Source organism: Hominimerdicola alba 8, assembly GCF_000178155.2.
Lineage (GTDB): Bacteria > Bacillota > Clostridia > Oscillospirales > Ruminococcaceae > Hominimerdicola > Hominimerdicola alba_C.
On record NZ_ADKM02000062.1, the window covers coordinates 165,933 to 186,366 of the forward strand.

Genomic DNA, 20,434 nt, shown 5'->3' on the forward strand with positions numbered 1-20,434 from the left:
CAACACACCTATCAGTGTGCCGCCACATTCGAGAACGCCAGTCCGACCTTTTTGCCCTCATAAGTCGCCTCATAAGTAAAAGTCTGCCCCAGCACCTCAGTATTGCCCTGAGTGTCGATGGCAAGTGTTGCCACAGGCTTCTTTTCAAGATAAAGTTCTTTTATCCTGCCGGGATAGTTGTTGTCATAGATGCGCAGTATGTATTTTCTGTGACAGCTTGAATCCCTTATCAGCCCGATGGTGTTGACCGTGTGGGTATCGTCTATGGTAGTTATCACAGGCACGCCAAGACTCAACAGCTGCTGCAGCATATTGAAGCCGTCATCGCCGTTGTTCAGGTTGAACTCTGCATCAGCATCGTCCCACTGAAGTGCATTGAGCCTGTACAGCGCCGCACACAGCTGAGCATCGCTATCGCCGTAACTGCGGGATATCTTGTCAGTGCTCTCCGCAATGTCCAGATCGAGCAGTTCGACCTTAGACCACAGCAGATTGCCGCCTTCGATGTTCCTCTCAACTATCTTCCAGCCCATATTCTCGCAGTCCATGCGGTAATTCTTCCTCACCTGCAGCGTATCGCCCTCAGAAGTGTAATCAAGGTACTTTGTGACATCTGCATACTTGTGTATGAATATCTCAGGCTGGAGCGTGTTCAGCACGCTGCGCTCTTCATAAGCACTTCCCGTATCTGTACCGCTCAGGTCATAGCCTGCGGCAGCCACTTTCTGTTTCGATGGGTCAGCGGGTTCGATATCGCCCAGCGACATCTGCATACTGCCGAGATACCAATCTCTTGCCATCACAGCCATGCCGAAGTCAACGCTCGCCGCTTTTGTAGTCCTGAAATTCTTGAAAGAAAAGCCGTGTCTTGATGGCTCGAAACCTGTATTGTACAGCGAATATCCTGTTATATCATCACTCGAATCCGAATAGGAAACTATATCGTAATTCAGCGTAGTGACTATCTGCTTATAAACATCGTCCAGCGAAGTAGCATCTGATGCCGAGTAATACTTGCCGCCCGTAGAATAAGCGACCTCCTGAAGCCATGCTCTGTCTATCTCTCTGCCCAGTCCGACAGTCAGCACTATGACCGACTTTTCGTTGGCAAGATTTGACAGGCTCTCTATCGTTTCAGCGTCCACCTCATCAGACTCACCGTCAGACAGCATGACTATGATGTTGACATACTTGCCGTCACCCGCAGCACTGAACTCGTTTATGCACTTTTTCAGCGCAGTCTGGTTATATGTACCGTCAAATATCTCGTCCTCAGTGCGTATGCGGTTGAGAACCTTGCGCAGCTCAGTCCTGTCATCGGTGAAATCACACATCTTGGTATATGTACCCGTGAACTTGCTTATGCCTATACGGAAGTCATCATCGAACTTGTCTATGAGCGACTGTGTGAAATCCAGCCTTTTGAAATCCACATCGTTCTCGGAAGATGTCGGGCAGAGTTCTTTCGGGTACATCGATCCTGAGTTGTCTATCAGGAAAGCCACCCGCGTCACAGCAGGCTCATTCACCGACTTGTCAGCGCCCACCACATAAGTGCCCGACTCGGTGATGCTTGCCTGAACATAGCCTTTTTTGCTGTCAGCCTTTGATTCCAGCGGAACATATTCACGCTTGTCAGCATCAAAGCGCAGCACTTTGAGTTCATCGTACCCGCAGCCCAGCTTTTTGAGCCTTGCCGCGTCCACATTTATCCTTACAGTTGCCTGCATGCAGGGGTATTCCGAATAATAGTCATACGCCCCCGAAACAACGCTCGGATTTGAAGCTATGCCGAACAGATCCAGCTTTTCCAGTGATGCGCCCGCGATATTCGGGTTGCCGCTCAGTTCCAAAAGACAGCCGTCCAGCTGCTTATCCACCACTACCACCCTGCTGTTGTCGGGTGTTACGCCGTCTGTGCAGTCAAGGCGCGGACTGGTGCCTGCCATCAGTTCGTATCCGTCCAGCATGCCGTCGCCGTCGGTATCGGGGCTCAGCGGATCGGTACCCAGCACGCTCTCATCGCCGTCACTTACGCCGTCACCGTCGGTATCAGCGTTTTGCACACCTGTGCCGACAGTCCCCTCACGCATATTTATCAGACCGTCATTGTCCCAGTCCTCGTTATCGGGAAATTCCGGCTCTTTGAAAGTCGTTTGTATATCAAGCAGAGTTATGGCATTTTTTGCCATGCTGATCCTGTTATTGCGCCTTATGCCCATACCCACAGTTACCACCACAGATATGACGACAGCCAGCACCACCAACAGCACCACAAGTGTTATCTTCTTTTTGCGCATACTGCGGTCGATACTTTTCACAAAATCATTTGCTGTCGGCGTAGCCTGAGTTTTTTTCATTCCGTCTGCCCCACCTTTTACATTATCCTGAAACTGACCGTTTTTCGTCTTGGTTTTTCGCAGTCAGCATAATATCATATGTATATTCTAACATATAACACCCTAATTTTCAAGCACATTCTTATTGAAATATTACACAAATTATTTACTCTGATTTTTACTGACTGCACAGCAAACGTTTTCGGAGTTTATATTTATTAAAATCCTTATGTGGACTTTAAGACAGCAGTGACAAAACGGCATCTTAAAATTTGTTTAACTTGAATAGTTTTGTTTGATTTTTCTCAAATCTGGCTTTTGCCGACCTATTGTGATTTTTGCCATATCAACTTTTTCATGCGGCAGTTTCAATTATACCTGTTTCCTTTCGGTATTTCACATAGTAAACTGTTCCGAACGCGATCAGCACCACACAAGCACAGCTGTCAAAAATAACATCAAATTTTTTATTTTCATCCGCCATACCGATGATATCAACGAGCGCATGCACTATCACAGGGAAAAGGATACTTCCCGTCCTCGCCCTTACGACCGCAAAAGCAAACCCGATGGCGCAGGCATAAAACACCTGCAATATCGTCAGGTAAACAATATCTTTTCCGCTCCCGCTAAGATTTATAAGGTGAAACAGCCCGAAAGCAATGCTTGAAAAAACGATCGCTTTGTGCTCGCCCCACCTGTCATCGACCAGCTTGTATACACACCCTCTGAATATCAGTTCTTCCATGATACCCACATATATCGCAGACGCTGTCACCATCGGTGTGACATTTGCACCCATAAACAAAGATGGTACATTCATGATAGGCAAAATAAAGAGCGGAAGTATCAGCTTCATCTTCCCCGCATTATCTCCAGCACACACACCGTAACCTTTGAAATCCTTGACATCGTGTATCCTTACAAGTGAGAACACTATCATCAATGCCATGACCGCCAAATTTATTATAGTACTCGCTGTCTTGAAATCTGCGAAAAATGAACGGATCATCGGGCATACCACCAAATACAAAAAGGTCATTATGACCGTTGAAATAATATTACTCTTCATTTTTACTCTCCTTTTACACATAATTTCTTGTCTTACCGGCTGTATATACCATATTTTTCCGGAATTTAAAGAACATAAAAATCCCCCGAACTGATATCGGGGGATCAATGATCTTATTCAAACTTCAGGCAGTCTTCCAGATTAAGCTCATACATGTCGTTATATGTAGGCTCAACAGCGGGCTTGCCGATAAGTCTGTAGAACTCATCAGAACCGTACTTCTTGATGAAGTCCATAGTGTGGCAGTTGATGGTCAGTTCTTCCAGCAGCTTTCTCATAACAGGGCTGTCAGCACCGTATGCAGCTTCCATGAAGATGAACATGTTCTTAAGACCTGTCATCGACTGGCTGGTAACGTTCTTCGCACCATTCAGCAGGTTGGTGAAAGCGTTCTGGATAATGATGGTACATCTCTGCTTGTTGTCACGACCCTCGTTGGTACACTTATCCATGTATGCCTCGAGGTTGTGGATTATCCAGTGCTGTATCTTCTTGTTGGAAGGCGATATGATACGCGCCTTTACAGCCATATCCAGATTTTTCCTTGTAGTCATGATATGCTCTGCGATTATCTGACGGCAGGAAAGACCCTCGTTTATCTTGATAAGTATATCTTCCAGCTTGGGGTGTATCTGACGGATCATCTTCTCCATCTGGATAGTCGTTCTCATGGTGTAGGTAACACCGTCCATCAGCAGGTTCAGCAGTGCGATAGCCTCTTCGGTATCAGCCTTGCCTGCCCTGTCAACAGCTTCCTGAGTGATGTTGCCGTCAAGTATGCTGTCAGGATCGTAGATCTGGCGCAGTTCGTTGAACTTGCAGTAGAACTCATAGAACATCGGAGCGATGTCATGATCCTGTAAATACTGACCTATCAGTTCGAGTGTAACAGCCATGCCGTCGATCTCATACAGCTGTATCATCTCGGAAAGGTCTTCCCACGCACGCGCGGTGATGATCTTGTAGTTGTGTCTGTCGGTAGCATCTATCTCATAATAGTGACCGGGATGCAGTTCCAGATAAGCTATGATAGCGGGGTGAACACCGCCGTAGTAGCCGTATTCCTTCCAGCAAAGGAAGTCAGCCTCACACTCTACCTTCTTAAATCTGTCCCATGTAACTATATCGAATTCGTTAACAGACTTGTTGAACTGAGGCGGGTTACCTGCGGTAACTATGACCCATCCTGGAGGTATCTGGTGCAGACCGAAGATCTTGTACTGCAAGAACTGAAGCATGATAGGTGCCAGCGATTCAGATACGCAGTTGATCTCATCGAGGAACAGTATGCCCTCACGTATGTGAGTCTGCTCCATAGTGTAGTAGATGTTCGCGATGATCTCCGACATGGTATATTCCGAAACCTTAACGTCAGCGCCGACAAAGTTTCTCTCGACGATAACAGGCAGACCCATTGCAGACTCTCTGGTCTGGTGAGCCATCGAATAGGATATCAGGTTTACGCCTGTTTCCTGTGCGATCTGATCCATGATAGCAGTCTTTCCGATACCGGGAGGTCCCAGCAGGAAGCAAGGTCTTTGATGCTCAATGCTGATCTTATACTCGCCGAACTCGTCCTTTATCAGGTAAGCCCTTATCGAGTCGAGGATCTGCTGCTTAGCGTCTTTTATGGTCATAAGCAAAAACTCCTTCAACACAGAATAGACAAGATCTATCCCAAATTTTTTCAACTAATATTATACACTATATCCAAAACCATGTCAATAGAAAAAATAAATTTCGTAAATGTGACTTATTTTTATTAATTAAATATATGCAATTTGGCAACTGCACAGCTAAAAGCCCGAAATACAGCCATTTTTTTACTGTTCCGTATAGACAAAAAAGCACTCCGCGCCGACCGTAAATGCCTGCGCGGAGTGGATATCCGGGAATTATTAACAAAAGGAGTCAGCCGTTATTCGCTCTTCTTGTCAGCGGATATAGGTGCCGCCTCATAGATGAACTTGACCTCACCCTCAACGCCGTCAGCCTTACCTGAGAAGTTATCGTAAGCCCTGCTTGCGTCCTTTAGTGCGTCCAGTCTGTCAAGAAGAGGTGTTATATCGTCATTGTATGCGTTTATTATCTTGTCTATGCCCTCTCTGCGGAACTTCTTCATGCCTTCGCTCAGTTCCTTAGCGCCGTCCTCCAGCTTTTGTGTGCCGTCTTTGAGAGTTCCTGTGCCGTCATCAAGGGTCGTTATGCCCGCATAGAGAGTGCCGCTGCCTTCCGACAGTTTTGCCGCGCCCTCATACAGCTGTTCACTGCCTGCCGATACCGAGTATGTACCGTCCTTAAGGCTCTGACCGCCCTGCCAAAGCATGCCCAGACCGTCATCAAGACTGCCCGCGCCTGCCGAAAGCTGACCCAGACCGTCCTGCAAAGCGCCGATGCCGCTGTCAAGGTCGCCTGCGCCCTTGTGTGCCGCCGCTATGCCGTCCGAGAGGTCATGTGCGCCCGCCGCGAGTCTGCCTGCGCCGTCAGCCACCTGTCTGCCGCCGTCAGCCAGCTGACCCGCACCGCTGACCATATCGACTATGCTTGCCGCCAGCGTGCCTGTGCCTGCCTTAAGGCTCTCGCCGCCGCTCACCAGCTTTGCCAGACCTTCATCAAGTGTCACACTGCCGCCCGAAAGCTGAGTCAGTCCGCCCTGTAAACTGCCTACACCCGCATCGAGGTCAGCCGCGCCCTTGCTTGCCGCCGCTATGCCGATCGCAAGGTCATTTGCGCCCTTGTCAGCATCATTCGCACCTGCCGCCAGCGCATGCAGACCGTCCGCCAGACTGCCCGCACCCGTGTCGAGTGATACCACGCCGTTGAACAGTGTATCAGCGCCGCCCCTCAGCTGTGCCGCGCCTGCTGTCAGCTGACCAAGACCCTCATCGAGTGCCTTAGCGCCCGCATCTGCTTCCGTGATGCCCGCCTGCAAAGCGCCGGCGCCGTCATCAACGCCCTTAGCACCTGCGTTTGCAGTGGTAAGACCCTCCGCCAGACTGCCTGTGCCTGCGCTGAGTGCATTAGCACCCGTCAGCAGTTCACTGCTTCCCGCCTTAAGTCCTGCCGCACCTGTAGATACCTGTGCCGCGCCTGCCGCAAGAGTCTGCGCACTGCCCGCCAGTGTGCCCGCACCTGCCGAAAGTGCCTTGCCGCCCTCATCAAGAGCAGTCAGCCCGTCATCGAGTGACTGCGCACCTGTCACCAGTGCCGCCGCACCGCTCTGCAAGCCTGCTATGCCATCAGTCAGCGCCGAAGTATCAGCCGATACCTGTGATGCGCCGTTCGCCAGCCCCGCCGCTATTTGTTCCTGCGAAGCTATGGTGTTCTGCAAAGTGCCTATCATTGTCGCTATCTCATCGCTTGGAGTTACCGCGTACACCTGCTGTAAGCCTGCAAGCACCTGTCTGTTGTATTCTATGGTCTGATACAGACCGTTAGCCGCATTGTTCATGCTTCCCGAAAGGCTGTCCAGCTTGTTGGGTATCTCTGCCGCGCCTGCCGCAAGACTGTCTATGCCGCCTGAAAGTGTCTGCGCACCTGCCAGCACTTTAGCCGAACCTTCCTTTGAAGCCGTAATGCCCGCCGACAGCTTGCCTGCCGATGAAGACAGCGCCCCTGCGCCCTGTGAAAGCTGATAAGAACCGCTTGCCACATTTGCCGCGCCGCCCGAAAGTGCATATGCACCGTCCGCCAGATTTTTCGTGCCTGCCGCCACTTTCTTTGCACCTGTGTCTAGTTCTGCCGCGCCCTTGTCAGCGCTGTCAATGCCTGTAGAAAGCTGTGATGTGCCTGCCTTAAGGCTGTCAGCGCCGTCTTTCAGCTTACCTGTGCCGTCTGACAGCTTTGCCGAACCCTCTTTCGCGCTTTTAAGACCCTCATCAAGTGCCGCCGCACCGTCTTTCAGGCTCTCACTGCCGCCTTTCAGTTTTTCACTGCCCGCCTTAAGTTCGTCTGCACCCGCCGAAGCTGTATCTGCGCCGTCTTTGAGCGCTTTTGTGCCTGCCGCCAGCTTGCCCGCGCCGTCATCAGCCGCCGCAAGACCATCAGCCAGTGCCGCACTTCCCTCTTTGAGTGCCGCCGCGCCCTCGTTGACCTGTATGAAGCCGCCGCTCAGTTTTGCCGAACCGTTCTTAGCCGCTTTTATGCCGTCCAGCAAAGCCTGTGCGCCGTCGTCGAGAGTCTTTGTGCCCTCCTGCAGCTGCCCTGCGCCGCCTGTCAGCTGACCGATGCCCGCATCAAGATCTGATGCGCCCTTAGCCAGTGCCGCCGCACCGTCGTCCAGCGCCTCAGCACCGTCCTCAGCAGTACCCAGACCGCCCGCCAGCTTTGCCGAACCGTCCTTAAGCTGTGCCGCGCCGCTGTTCACCTGAACAAAACCGCCCACCAGCTTATCGCCGCCGTCCTTAGCAGACTTTATGCCCTCCACCAGAGTGCCTGCGCCCTCATCGAGGGTCTTTGTGCCGTCTGCAAGGGTCTGTGCTCCGCTTGTCAGCTCCTTTGCGCCGTCATCGAGCTGTTTGCCGCCGTCAGCCAGCTTGTCAGCACCGTCTTTCAGGTCTTTTGCGCCCTTGTTGAGGTCTTTTGTGCCGTTGTAAAGTTCTGTTGTGCCGCTTGACAGCTTATCTACCGCATCAGCGAGGTCTGTCAGCTTGCTTTCAAGTTCGTCAAGACTGTCAGTGCCGTCAAAGTCAACATCACTAAACAGGCTGTTCGTGCCTGCGGTGAACACCGTCTTTAACTCGAAGTCTGTCACATCAGCCGTGAACTCGAAATATTCGGGTATGTCTATGTCATCTTTGTCAGCCAGCCCAAGACTTTCTTTAAGACCGGGCAGTGCATAGCCTATGACAGCCTGCCTGTCACCGTCAGAGATGACTTTGCCGTTGGTCACCTGTACATTCTTGAACTTCTCGCCGTCCAGCAGTGCGCCTGTAGCCATCATAAAGGGAGTGTATATATCTTCGCTTTTGCCGTTTATCTTCACAGTGGTCTTCGAGTTGTTCACATAGTCGTATCTCACCGTCACCTTGCCGCTTTTGCCCGCCAGTTCTTCGGGGGTGACTGTTTTGCCGTCCAGCTTGTAGCTTACCTTTATCTCAACAGGCAGCGCCGCATCTGTATAACCCTTGTAGTAGATATCTTCGCCTTTAGCGTCCCATGTCATGCTGTCAGACGACCCTGTGTATCCGTCATCTGTCTTGACATTCTCTATCTCACTCAGTATCGAAGCATCAAGCAATGACTGCGCACCTGTCGGGTTCACCAGATGGTCGCTGACGATGGTCTTTGTGGGCTTGCCGCTCGCATCTGTCAGCACGTATACGGTTTCTTCCTTGCGTGTCACATCGCCCTTTTCGCTCTCGGAACTGTTTCCGCTCTTTTTTTCGCGCTTGTGTATCTCAGGCGACTTGTAGCCGTCCTTTTCCGAACTGTCATCAGCCTTTGAAGAACTGCTGTCAGCCTTAGTATCAGCCTTGTTCTCGTCCTTGTTCGCCACAGCATACAGCCCTGTCGAACCTGCCGAAAGAAGCACTGCCAGAACACCTGCCAAAAACTTAGAATACTTTTTCATGTTGATTATCCCCTTTTTATCTGAAATCATATGTCGTTTACTTTAACTCAGTTGAAAGTCGGCACTTTGAATGCCTTTTCCCGCCTTGCGGTGTCGCGCATGCCTATCGTGCTGTTGATTATCACCTTGTCGAACAGCATCAGCATCGAGGGCAGAGCGCATATAACAGTCACCATCGATATCAGCGCACCCCTCGACATCAGCGTACACAGCTGTGATATCATGTCAACGCTTGAATAAACGCCCACACCGAAAGTCGATGCAAAGAAGCCCAGCGCACTTACCATGATGGACTTCATCGAAGTCGCAAGCGCTATTGTGACAGCTTCGGTCTTGTCCTTGCCGTCTATCCTCTCCTGCTTGTAGCGTGTGGTCATCAGTATCGCGTAATCGACAGTCGCGCCAAGTTGTATCGTACCTATTACTACAGATGCGATGAAAGGTATCGTTGTATGTGTGAAACACGGCACTGCCATGTTTACGGTTATGGCAAATTCTATGACTGCCACCAGAATTATCGGCAGTGAGAATGACCTCAGTGCTATCAGTATGATAACGAATATCGCCGCTATCGATACGGTGTTGACCACCGCAAAGTCACGGTCGGTTATGCGTATCAGGTCTTTGGTAGCCGCCGCTTCACCGATGACCATGCCGCCCTCGTCATAGTTTTTGAGTATGCCTATCAGCTTATCTACCTGCGAGTTAACTTCGGGCGAAGCCACCTTGTAGTCAGAACCTACCAGCATCATCTGCCAGTCGCCCTCTTTCAGTATGCCGCTGACCGATTCGGGTATGACCTCTTCGGGTATCGAAGAACCTATCAGCGTATCGAAAGCCATCGTCATAGAAACGCCGTCCACTTTGCCCATCTCGTCCATCATCTTCACAACGTCCTTGCGGGGCATGTCAGCGCGGCACATAACTATGTGGGTAGATGAGATATTGAACTCTTCTTCCAGCTTTGCATTTGCGATAACGCTGTTGAGGTCGGCAGGCAGTGTGTCTGTCAGGTTGTAGTAGACATCTGTGTGCATCTGCCCGTAGATGCCAGGTATCAGCAGTGCCACGAAAAGCGATATGAACGCCCCGTGATGCTTAACTATAAAGTCCGCCGCCTTGTCCATGCTCGGTATAAAGTCTTTGTGTATGGTCTTTTCAAGCACCTTGTCGAACACAAGTATCATCGCGGGCAGAACAGTCACACAGCAGATAACGCCGATGACAACGCCCTTCGCCATAACGATGCCCATATCAAGTCCCAGCTTGTAACTCATGAAGCACAGCGCCAGGAAGCCTGCAACGGTAGTTACCGAACTTGATACCACCGAAGATATCGTCTGCGCTATCGCCTCAGCCATAGCTTCGTTTCGGTCATCGAACTTCTCTTTCTGTTCCTTGTAGCTGTGCCACAGGAATATCGAGTAGTCTATGGTGACAGCCAGCTGTAACACCGCCGTAAGTGCCTGTGTTATGAAACTTATCTCACCTAAGAATATGTTCGTACCAAGATTGTAAAGTATCGCCAGACCGACACTCAGCATGAAGAATACTGGTATCAGCAGTGAATCCATCGTCACCGCCAGTATTATGCTTGTAAGTATCACCGCTATGCCGACGTATGCGGTAGTTTCTTTCATTGTCAGGTCTTTTATGTCCTCAACTATCGCGGTCATGCCGTTGATGTAGCACTGCCTGCCCGCTATCTTCCGCATCTCCACAACAGCGTCCAGCGCTTCATCGGAAGATGTCGCCTTATCGAAGAAAACCGCCATCATCGTAGCACTGTCGTCATCGTTGTTGAAAAAATCGTATATATCCTGCGGAAGCACTTCCTTCGGTATGGATATATCGGCTATGCTGTCATACCAAAGCACCTCCGAAACAGTGTCAACTTTCTCGAACTTTGATTTAAGTTCGCTCACCTGCTTGTCGTCCATACCCTCTACCACGACGAACGAAAAGCCGCCCTTGCCGAACTCGTCAAGCATTATCTGCTGACCTTTCATCGTGTCGATGTCCTCAGGCAGGTACGAAAGAATGTCGTAGTTTATCCTCGTCTTTATCATGCCCATCAGCGCGGGCACAGCCAGCACCAGCGCCATTATGAATATGACTATGCGGAACTTCACCACGCCCCGTCCGAAACGTTTCATGTTATCCTACCCCTCTCTATAATATGACCATCGGTCACTCATTTAACTATATGCAAGTATACCACAAAAATGACCATTGGTCAACAGTTAAAATGACTCTTGGTCAGAATTTCGTTAGTTTAAACAAAATGACCACAAGTCATTTACTTCGACTGGTTAAAATGACCTATTGACAAAAATATCTAAATATCATATAATTATAGTGAATGGGCAAAGTTAGCTTTCGGTAAAAAAATCACGCTGAGTGCGGAGGTAAAAATGGGTAAGCTGGATATAAACAAAAAAGCAAAGGAAGACTCTCTTCTTGCGACTGCATACAGGCTGTTCACCACTAAAGGTGTCAGCAAGACCTCCGTTTCGGATATCGCTGAAAGTGCAGGTGTCGCAAAAGGCACATTCTATCTGTACTTCAAGGATAAGTACGACCTTAAGAACAGGCTTGTGGCTCACCAGTCATCAAAGCTGTTCAAAAGCGCACTGGAAGCACTTAGGGCAGAAGAACGTGAGATGTCCTTCAATGAGAAGATGATATATGTCATCGACAATATCCTCACCCAGCTTGAAGGCAACCACGCTATGGTGGCATTCATCGCAAAGAACCTCAGCTGGGGCGTTTTCAAGCACGCAATATCTTCCGCACCACATGGTAACGATGTTGATTTTCGTGAGATATACGATGCTATCCTCGCTGATGCCCCCAGTGATATCGAAGAACCTGAGATAATGCTGTTCATGATAGTCGAACTGGTAAGTTCGACCTGCCATTCAGCGATACTCTATTCCGAACCTGTAAGTCTTGAAAAATTAAAACCCTATGTTTACCGCAGTGTCAACGACATTATCGAGCGGCACACAAAGGGTCTGAAATAGCAAAAATATCGCCCCGAAGCGTATCAGCGCGCTTCGGGGCTTTCGTTTTATATGTTCGTCAAAAAAATCCCCCTGCAAAAGCAGAGGGATATCATCATATCTTATGCAAGATCGGCATTCAGCCGCTCAATAAAGTTCAGACAGCCGTTCTCGCCTGTGATGGCGGTCTTTTCAACCGTCATGCCAAGACATTCACCGTCAACATACGCCCAGTAGTTCGCATCATCGATCGGTACCAGCGCCAGTTCGCGCTCAGTACCGTCTGTGAGGGTGTAACGGAAAGTGCAGGTCGGCTCGCCCATCTTTTCGGGGATATCATCGCGGTACTCACCATGTGCCATCTCGCTCACCGATGCGTACAGGTATTCAAAATCTGCCGATGCTTCTTCACTGCCCTTTGCAGTAACATCAATGTCATCGAATACATAGTTCTGTTTCTCATGGTCGATGTTCAGCGTGTGTGTATCGCCGTCAACAGTTATCTCCAGCGTCGCCGCCGACATGAAAGGCACGCTCATCGCCTGCTTTACCGTCAGGTCGCTCCACTTGCCCGTAAGGAAAGCCGCCTCGCCCGAAGTTATCGAGAACACCGCACAGCTTCCCGCATCGTAGCACCATACTTCTTCATCGTCAATGCCGAATTCGGGGAATTCCAGCGTGTAGGTCTTTTCATCGGTCACCACCGTGAAAGTGTAGGCAGGCTTGTCAAGACCGTGTTTTGCAAGCACGCTCTCGTCCTTCGTGAAACATTCAAAGTTTGATGTCTGCACACGCACGATGCTTGTGAGCACGTTGTTTATCTTGACGGCATCTACCGTAACGCCCGTCTGCGGCGCATTGAGTGCCCACATTGAAGTGCTCTCGGTATCACGCGAGAGATCATAGCAGACCTCGCCGTTATGTTCTACCGAGAAATGCTTTATCTCATTGTCATAGCAGTTGAGCAGATAATTACTGCGCAGTGTCGCGATATCTCCGCGCAGTTCAGCACCCATTTCACGGTCAATGCAGTAAATGGTATCATCATCGGGCTTCATCACATAGCAAAACTCGTTGGTGACCGAACTGCCGCCCACCAGCAGAGTGTAGTCGCCGTCCGCAGTGTGGCATACCACCGTCACGGGCTGTTCAAGACCGTATTTGCTCAGATCCTGCGCCTCAGCCTTGTGATCGGCTTTCAGCTTGCTCATAGTCGATGCGATGACGTTGAGGTTGAAGCTGTTCAGCGAAAAATCATAAGGGTAATCAGTTTCCTCCATCTGCCAGTCGCCCGACTGACCGACCGTCATATGAAAATAGCCGTCTTCGTTGGTTATATCTATGCCTTTTACGGTATTTGAATCGAAAGAGAACAGGTTGAGCGAATCAGCTTCCGCCTTTTCAGCGGCTTCCTCGCTCGACTTCTTGTGATCCACATAGTAATATGCACCACCCGCGCCGCCCAGCAGCAGCACAAGTGCGGCACCCGTTGCTATCATTGACTTACGGTTCATTCCGAATACCTCCGCCTGAGCCATACCGCGCCGCCGATAAGTCCCACAACGACAGGTACAGCGATGAATATAACGTTGATGACATTAGCCTTTGAAGTGGACTCTATGTTCATTTCATCAAAAGTACGCTCCTTGCCCGCTATGCCGAAGTCAAGTGCCTTGTCAGAGTCATACATCCATGAGAATACAGACAGCTGCAAATTCACGGGTATGGTCATATAAGCCTGATAGATGTTGTCATCATCAAGGAAATCGCCGTTGCCCATTACCATTATCTTCGCACCTGCGCGTGAACTGTCGGTGGAATACATAGCCAGATCAAGCACCACATCGGTGATGCGGTCGCGGGGCTTTGAACCGCCCATCGGTTCGCCCACAGCAGTCGAAGAACCGTCGCCTATCTTGTCTATGGTCTGGAGAAGTGAACCTGTGGTCACATGCTCATTGTTGTTGCCTTCGTTGTATATCTGCATGAAGCTGCGCGTATTGGTCATAAAAGGCTGCGCACCCTGATCCACGAACTGTGCCAGTTCGCTTGTCAGGTCTATGCTCGAAGTCTGGTCAGCCACAACTATACTGCACATGAAACTGGTGGGGTCATTGGGCGGATACAGATCGGTATCGGTCTCAGCGACGCGGTCATAATCCATGCTTATGCTGAAATCTGCGAGAATGCTCTCGATATTGGTGTATTCCACCGTATCCTCGTTCGGCGCCATCCAGAAGCAGATGTTGCCGCCCTTGTCGAGATAATCATTCAGCACTTTCAGTTCATTATCCGTGATATCGGTCTTTGGTGATGCCACGATGACGATGGAAGCATCTTCGGGAACAGAGCTGCCGGTAGTAAGGTTCAGCGGCTCAGCTATGTAGTTGCGCGAAGCAAGGTTGGTCTTAAGTGTGGTGAAGTCGGTATCTATCTGCTTCTCGCTGTGACCTGTCAGGAAGTATATCTTGACCTCCTTGCCTGTCACAACAGCCTCTATAGCACCTGTGATGATGTTCTCACCGGTGAAATATACCGAACTTGTAGCCTGCTTGCCGCTGTTATCCGAACTTGTGTGTGTTTCAAACATCGTATAAGCGGGTATGTGCTTTGTCCTGCCCTCGCACTCTATGACGATATCGCCCTGCGAAACGGTAAAGCCCATATTTTGAAGTTCTTTTGTCTTGTCAGGGTCGCTGTCGGGGTCAAAAGCCTGAAAATTTATGCAGTCATATTCGGAATATTCTTTCATCGCATTGTACAGCGGCATGCTGTCGGTATCGGTGGAAAGTACATCCATATCGAACAGGAAGTAGAAATTCACCTTCTTGTCCACAGACTTCAGATAATCCCTTGTAGACTGAGTGAGCTTGTACATGCCTGTCGGTGTCATATCCCAGATGACATTCAGGCGCGACACCATCAGATTGAGCAGGATAACTATCGCCAGTGCTATCGCACCGAACACCATTGCAGCTGCGGTAAAGCTGCGTGCCTTCTTTGGTTTTGCGGTTTCTTTTTGTGCCATGTTCTATTCCCTCCAATCAGCGATGGTTCCAGCGGCGCTTTTCGATGTACAGTACGTTCCAGAACAGCACCAGTGCTGTCAGGCTCAGGAAGAACACCAGATCTTCCAGACGGAACATGCCCTGTGCAAAGAATACGAAACGGCGCTGCATCGAGAACCAGGTCACAACGGAATTGAGGTGCGGGTAACTCTGCACCATCTTGGTAGCAGCGAACTGATCGAGGAACAGAAATCCCTCCATCACTATCTCACCGATTATCGCTGCGATTATCGGGCTGCTCTGCATCGAAGAAAACAGCATGCCCAGCGCGATGCAGACAAGTCCCCACAGAAAGAAGCTGGCATAGCCGCATATGAGCGACGACCAGATGACAGTTCCGTGAAGCGCCACATATATCGGGAAAAACAGCGAGAGCAGCAGCATGAACAGGAAGACTGTCACTATCGCAAAGAACTTTGCGAGAACTATCTGAGTTATGGTCAGCGGGCTGGTAAGCAGCTGTACCTCAGTACCGCCGCGCCTCTCATCTGCAAACGAACGCATGGTCAGCAGCGGTATTATGAATATGAAATAGAAGAAATTGTTGTAGAACATATCGGGGAACGAAAATTGCAGCACGCTGGTCTGCATGCTTGCTATCTTGTTCACGAACGCGAAGCCGAAGATCAGCATGAACAGCGCCGACAGCACGTAGGCAAACGGCGAGTAAAAGAACGACTGGATCTCCTTTTTGTATAAAGAAAACATTTTGCACACTCCTTTACTTCTTTTTGCCTGTGAGTTCGAGGAACACCTTTTCCAGATCCGGACGCTCCATCGACATCTCGACTACGTTTATGCCGCCCTCAACCAGTGCAGCCATGATATCCTGTCTGACCTTTTCATCTTCAAGCTGTATTTTGAAGACACTGGTTCCGTCATCATTCTCAATGATATCCTGTATCTCTTTTATGCCCTTGACCTCACCCAGCACAAATGAAGCCGCCAGCTGTTCGCCTTCGACAGTCAGGCTGAGTATCGGTGAACCCGACATCTTACGTTCAAGATTCTCGATGGTATCGACCGCGCGCAGTTCACCCTTGCTGATGATGACAACACGGTCGCAAACAGCACTTATCTCACTGAGTATATGCGAGGATAGGATAACTGAATGATCCTTGCCCAGAGTCTTTATGAACTTTCTCAGTTCAGCTACCTGAGTAGGGTCAAGACCTACTGTCGGCTCGTCAAGTATCAGCAGTTCGGGATCGCCCAGTATCGCCTGTGCCAGCCCCACACGCTGCTTGTAGCCCTTTGAAAGATTGGCTATCAGCCTGCGGCGCATGTCGGTCAGCTGCAAGCGCTTCATTACCTTCTCGACCTCTTTTTTGACCTCACCGCCGCGTATGCCCTTGATGCCCGCACAGTAGCGCAGATATTCCTCAACGCGCATATCGGGATAAAGGGGCGGTATCTCGGGAAGATATCCTATGCAGCGCTTAGCAGCCCTTGCATCCTCCTTTATGTCATGCCCGCAGACATTGACAGTACCGCTCGATGTCGGCAGATATCCCGCGATAATGTTCATCGTGGTGGATTTGCCCGCACCGTTCGGTCCGAGAAATCCGAGAATCTCATTATCCCTGATCTCAAAGCTCAGATCATTGACAGCCGTAACTTTGCCGTAGTGCTTTGTCAGGTTTTTAATTTCAACCATAAAAGGCTCCTTTCATCTTATTAATTGTATGAATAAGATAGGTTTTATAATGTGGTGTACCTCCGCCGTACCGCCCGCCGTTCATACTATATAAAATATAAAAGACAGACCGCAGATCCGACCCTCGCTCACCGTCCCGACACAAACCTATATTGGGATATGTTAAACAAGCAAGAGCATATGATAACGCCGCCGAAACACCCTTCCCGCGCAGCGCAGCGCAGCATCGAGGTCACCCAATACCTGATGTGCTGTGTCAGTCACGCAGACACATACACAGATGCAATTGTATTATCCTATATAAAAGTGAACTTGACATGTATAAAATATGCACATTTCAAGAATACTTGGTAAGAATAAATAAAGCTAAACCACACGCGCTAAAATTTGTAGCAGAAGTGCGGTTTTGCAAATAATTCACAGTCGAGCCACGAAGCATTGCCGTGTCATAATTGCGACACTTTCAATTAACTAAATATTTTAAAATATCAAAAGAAATTAGATAAAGCAGACAATTGCAAGATAGCTCAAGTAGTAAAAGTGCTGAAATTTCAGCTTTAAACGATTAAGTCCCCTAAAATGCTTGAAATTTCAAGATATTAGGTGAAATAGACAAAAGCGAATTAAATTAGGTGGTCAAACCGCCGAAATTATGGCTTTTAATCGATTAAGTGCCCAAAAAGACTTGAAAAATAAAAAAAATAGTGTATAATAATTTGTAGAAACGGTGATATATTTGTGTGGCTTTTGTGCATGGCAAAACACATGGGTGTATGTGTCTTGTAAACGCTGTGCCGAAGCTATCGAGTGTCGATATCACTGTTACGTTCAAAAGCGCAGGCTGAGCCTGCAAACAACACGCGGCTTTAATGCCGAACAAATATTTCAGGAGAGGGGAATTATTAATGCTTCCTAAGAAAATGAAGGCTGCAGTTGCAAGTATCCTTACAGTAGCAATGACTACCAATGTCTTTGCAGCAACTGTAGTTCCCGCATCAGCAGCCGGTACCAGAACTAAGGCAAACACATACGGCGATTCCACTTATGCACAGCGTTTCATGTCCTTGTATGATGATGTCATCACCAATGGTCAGAAAAACGGCTATCTGTCACAGAACAATGGTGGTTCAGGCTCTTTCGGTATCCCTTACCACTCAAGAGAAGAAGTTATCATCGAGGCTCCTGACTACGGTCATGAGACTACATCCGAGGCAATGTCCTACCTGGTATGGGTAGCAGCAATGCACGACAACATCGTTAAGAATTCGGGCGAGAACTTCAGCGGCGCATCTGCAAACGATCTGCAGAAGGCTTGGAAGACAATGGAAGTTATGATACCTGATGTTCAGGACAACTTCTGGCAGTCCTCAAGCGTAAGTGCTCAGTACTGCGGCGAGTATGACACTCCCGATCAGTGCCCCGGCGCTTGGGCAGGCGAGGCAAGCAAGACTGCTGAGAACCCGATCTTCAACAAGTTCACCCGCGTATACAACGGCAAGAACAATCAGGGCGGTCTGTATCTGATGCACTGGCTGGCTGACGTTGATAACTGGTACGGCTTCGGTCAGGGCACCGAGTTCACCTTCATCAACACCTTCCAGCGCGGCGAGCAGGAGTCCTGCTGGGAAACTGTTCCGTTCCCCTGCGTAGAAGAGAAGAAGTATGGTAACTCTCAGCAGGGTCTGAAGGGTATCTTCAACCGCGATACTACTGTAACCAATCAGTGGGCATACACCAACGCTCCTGACGCAGAAGACAGAGCTATCCAGGGTGTATATGACGCTATCCAGTGGAATGTTTCCAACACTACTGTAAACGCTAAGGCATCTGAGATGGGTGATGAACTGCGTAACAACATGTACGATAAGTACTATCAGCAGATCTCACAGAACACCAGCTGGACAAACGGCAACGCTGGTGACAACTCCAAGCACTATCTGATGAACTGGTATACTTCTTGGGGCGGCGCTCTCAAGGGCACAGGTCAGAACTGGTGCTGGCAGATAGGCTGCTCGCACGCTCATGAGTTCTATCAGAACCCGCTGGCTGCTTATGCTCTGCTGACTGATCTGTCAAGCGGCATGAAGGCTGACGGTGCTAAGCAGGATTACCAGAAGTCTCTCGAAAGACAGCTGGAATTCTATCTGTGGCTGCAGTCTAAGGACGGTCCTATCGCAGGCGGTGCTACCAACTCCTACAAGGGTCGTTACGAGACTTATCCTTCGGGCGTTCCTACCTTCTATGGTATGATGTATGTTGAGCACCCTGTATATGCTGACCCGGGTTCCAACCACTGGACAGGTAACCAGGTATGGGCTGTTCAGCGTCTGGCTGAGCTGTACTATTGGGTTAAGCAGAACGGCGACAACACCGGTGTAAGACCCGGCGGTATGTCTATGGAAGCTGCTCTGGAGCAGATCCTTGACAAGTGGTGCGCATGGTTCGTTAACAACACCGTTCTCACTTCTGACGGTGACTTCTATATGCCTTCTAACCTTGATTGGCAGGGTCAGCCTGACAGCTGGAATGGCTCCGCTACTTCCAACAGCGGTCTGAGCTGCACTATCTCCGGCTACGGCAACACCGACCTCGGCTGCGTATCTTCGCTGGCTAACACTCTGCTCTACTATGCAAAGGCTAAGGGCGTTAAGGGCTCTGACATCAACGGCATGACTTACAGCTCTGTTGGCGGTAAGTTCAACTACAACATCGAGGGTGCTTCCAACGTTAAGGCTGGCACTAAGACCTATACTGCTAACGATTCTGCTCTGCCTAAGGCATCTCTGTACCTGGCTAAGGAACTGATCGACCGCTCTTGGGCTCTGGGTCGTGATGATCTGGGTATGTCCAGAACTGAGCACAATCCTTCGCTGGCTCGTTTCTTCAGCCAGACCGTTTGGATTCCTGAGAACTACAACGGCACAATGCCTAACGGCGACAAGCTGGCAAACGGCGCTACATTCGAGAGCATCCGTACAATGTACGAAGGCAACTGCGCAGGCACTCCTACTTCTACTGAGGCTATCAACCTGGTCAAGGAGCTGAAGGCTGCTTACAATAAGGACGTTCAGAACGGCGCTAAGTGGGACAGCAAGTACTCTGCATCTGATCCTGAGGGTCAGGCACAGATCGCAGGCTTCAAGAACGTTGCTAAGGTTGACCTGAACTACCACAGATTCTGGCACGCAGGCGATGACATGATGGCTCTGGGCGTTATGGCTAACCTGTACGGCAAGGAACTGACTCCTCCTCCTACTGATGATAAGACTTATCCTACCAACATCAAGGTAGCTTACAGCGAGCAGTATCACCAGATGCGCTTCACTTGGGACAAGGTAAAGAATGCTGACAAGTACGGCATAGCTGTATACCTGGCTGGTAAGTGGAGAATTCAGACCTCCAACATCACAACCAACAGCTACACTTCGCCTAAGAACATGACTCCCGGCATGAGCTACAAGGTAGCTATCGCTGCAAGAGTTAACGGTACTTGGGACGTTGTAAACGCTCTAAAGTACTCTGTAGTTAACGTTACAGTTAAGTAATTCTTAGCAAGCAGTAATGTAAAAGCATAATAAAGTCCGTGATGGCTGATAAAGCCATCGCGGACTTTTTGTTTTATATGACTATCCCTTTAGCACACCAACTAAAAATGCGGCGAACAAAAGGATAATTGAGCGTTGTATATCTTTCCCCCGCCTGCGGCGGGGGAAAGATATAC

11 protein-coding genes are annotated in these 20,434 nt (G+C 49.5%); 2 read left to right on the forward strand and 9 right to left on the reverse strand.

Going from position 1 to position 20,434, the window contains the following annotated elements; genetic code table 11:
• Positions 1-11: 11 nt before the first annotated feature.
• From CUS_RS06135 to CUS_RS06155, 5 genes are all read right to left on the reverse strand, one after another.
• Entirely contained in the window at positions 12-2,360 is a 2,349-nt protein-coding gene (locus tag CUS_RS06135) for a vWA domain-containing protein (protein ID WP_002848581.1), read from the reverse strand.
• Positions 2,361-2,694: 334 nt separating this feature from the next.
• Positions 2,695-3,411: a CPBP family intramembrane glutamic endopeptidase gene (locus CUS_RS18545; RefSeq protein WP_002848650.1), complete on the reverse strand. Its 717-nt coding sequence runs from the start codon at positions 3,409-3,411 to the stop codon at positions 2,695-2,697.
• A gap of 113 nt (positions 3,412-3,524) precedes the next feature.
• Complete coding sequence (locus tag CUS_RS06145; RefSeq protein ID WP_002848220.1) at positions 3,525-5,048, reverse strand: AAA family ATPase; 1,524 nt, start codon at positions 5,046-5,048, stop codon at positions 3,525-3,527.
• Positions 5,049-5,329: 281 nt separating this feature from the next.
• Positions 5,330-8,983 carry a hypothetical protein gene (locus tag CUS_RS06150; RefSeq protein ID WP_100084544.1) on the reverse strand — a complete coding sequence of 1,218 codons (3,654 nt, stop codon included), beginning with the start codon at positions 8,981-8,983 and terminating at the stop codon, positions 5,330-5,332.
• 47 nt (positions 8,984-9,030) lie between these two features.
• Entirely contained in the window at positions 9,031-11,139 is a 2,109-nt protein-coding gene (locus tag CUS_RS06155) for an efflux RND transporter permease subunit (protein ID WP_002848481.1), read from the reverse strand.
• A 258-nt stretch (positions 11,140-11,397) separates the two neighbouring features.
• On the opposite strand from CUS_RS06155, the gene CUS_RS06160 reads away from it, so the two are divergent.
• Positions 11,398-12,009: a TetR/AcrR family transcriptional regulator gene (locus tag CUS_RS06160; protein WP_002848171.1), complete on the forward strand. Its 612-nt coding sequence runs from the start codon at positions 11,398-11,400 to the stop codon at positions 12,007-12,009.
• A 101-nt stretch (positions 12,010-12,110) separates the two neighbouring features.
• On the opposite strand, the gene CUS_RS06165 is transcribed toward CUS_RS06160, so the two are convergent.
• The 4 genes from CUS_RS06165 to CUS_RS06180 are packed head-to-tail and all read right to left on the reverse strand — an operon-like array spanning position 12,111 to position 16,713.
• Positions 12,111-13,502 carry a DUF4340 domain-containing protein gene (locus CUS_RS06165; protein WP_002848279.1) on the reverse strand — a complete coding sequence of 464 codons (1,392 nt, stop codon included), beginning with the start codon at positions 13,500-13,502 and terminating at the stop codon, positions 12,111-12,113.
• Positions 13,499-15,016: a GldG family protein gene (locus tag CUS_RS06170; protein WP_002848608.1), complete on the reverse strand. Its 1,518-nt coding sequence runs from the start codon at positions 15,014-15,016 to the stop codon at positions 13,499-13,501. The genes CUS_RS06165 and CUS_RS06170 overlap by 4 nt, the downstream gene beginning before the upstream one ends.
• A gap of 16 nt (positions 15,017-15,032) precedes the next feature.
• Positions 15,033-15,764 (reverse strand): ABC transporter permease, encoded by a 732-nt coding sequence (locus tag CUS_RS06175; RefSeq protein WP_002848500.1) that lies wholly within the window; start codon positions 15,762-15,764, stop codon positions 15,033-15,035.
• A 13-nt stretch (positions 15,765-15,777) separates the two neighbouring features.
• Entirely contained in the window at positions 15,778-16,713 is a 936-nt protein-coding gene (locus CUS_RS06180; RefSeq protein WP_002848286.1) for an ABC transporter ATP-binding protein, read from the reverse strand.
• Positions 16,714-17,618: 905 nt separating this feature from the next.
• Between CUS_RS06180 and CUS_RS06185 the strand changes: the two genes are divergently transcribed.
• Entirely contained in the window at positions 17,619-20,258 is a 2,640-nt protein-coding gene (locus CUS_RS06185; protein ID WP_002848405.1) for a glycoside hydrolase family 48 protein, read from the forward strand.
• The last annotated feature ends 176 nt before the right edge of the window (positions 20,259-20,434 follow it).

What these genes read in the sequence shown, in the direction of transcription:
- CUS_RS06180 (WP_002848286.1), bottom strand. Translation starts at nt 16,713, where the DNA reads ATGGTTGAAATTAAAAACCTGACAAAGCACTACGGCAAAGTTACGGCT.
- CUS_RS06155 (WP_002848481.1), bottom strand. Translation starts at nt 11,139, where the DNA reads ATGAAACGTTTCGGACGGGGCGTGGTGAAGTTCCGCATAGTCATATTC.
- CUS_RS06150 (WP_100084544.1), bottom strand. Translation starts at nt 8,983, where the DNA reads ATGAAAAAGTATTCTAAGTTTTTGGCAGGTGTTCTGGCAGTGCTTCTT.
- CUS_RS18545 (WP_002848650.1), bottom strand. Translation starts at nt 3,411, where the DNA reads ATGAAGAGTAATATTATTTCAACGGTCATAATGACCTTTTTGTATTTG.
- CUS_RS06175 (WP_002848500.1), bottom strand. Translation starts at nt 15,764, where the DNA reads ATGTTTTCTTTATACAAAAAGGAGATCCAGTCGTTCTTTTACTCGCCG.
- CUS_RS06145 (WP_002848220.1), bottom strand. Translation starts at nt 5,048, where the DNA reads ATGACCATAAAAGACGCTAAGCAGCAGATCCTCGACTCGATAAGGGCT.
- CUS_RS06165 (WP_002848279.1), bottom strand. Translation starts at nt 13,502, where the DNA reads ATGAACCGTAAGTCAATGATAGCAACGGGTGCCGCACTTGTGCTGCTG.
- CUS_RS06135 (WP_002848581.1), bottom strand. Translation starts at nt 2,360, where the DNA reads ATGAAAAAAACTCAGGCTACGCCGACAGCAAATGATTTTGTGAAAAGT.
- CUS_RS06170 (WP_002848608.1), bottom strand. Translation starts at nt 15,016, where the DNA reads ATGGCACAAAAAGAAACCGCAAAACCAAAGAAGGCACGCAGCTTTACC.
- CUS_RS06160 (WP_002848171.1), top strand. Translation starts at nt 11,398, where the DNA reads ATGGGTAAGCTGGATATAAACAAAAAAGCAAAGGAAGACTCTCTTCTT.
- CUS_RS06185 (WP_002848405.1), top strand. Translation starts at nt 17,619, where the DNA reads ATGCTTCCTAAGAAAATGAAGGCTGCAGTTGCAAGTATCCTTACAGTA.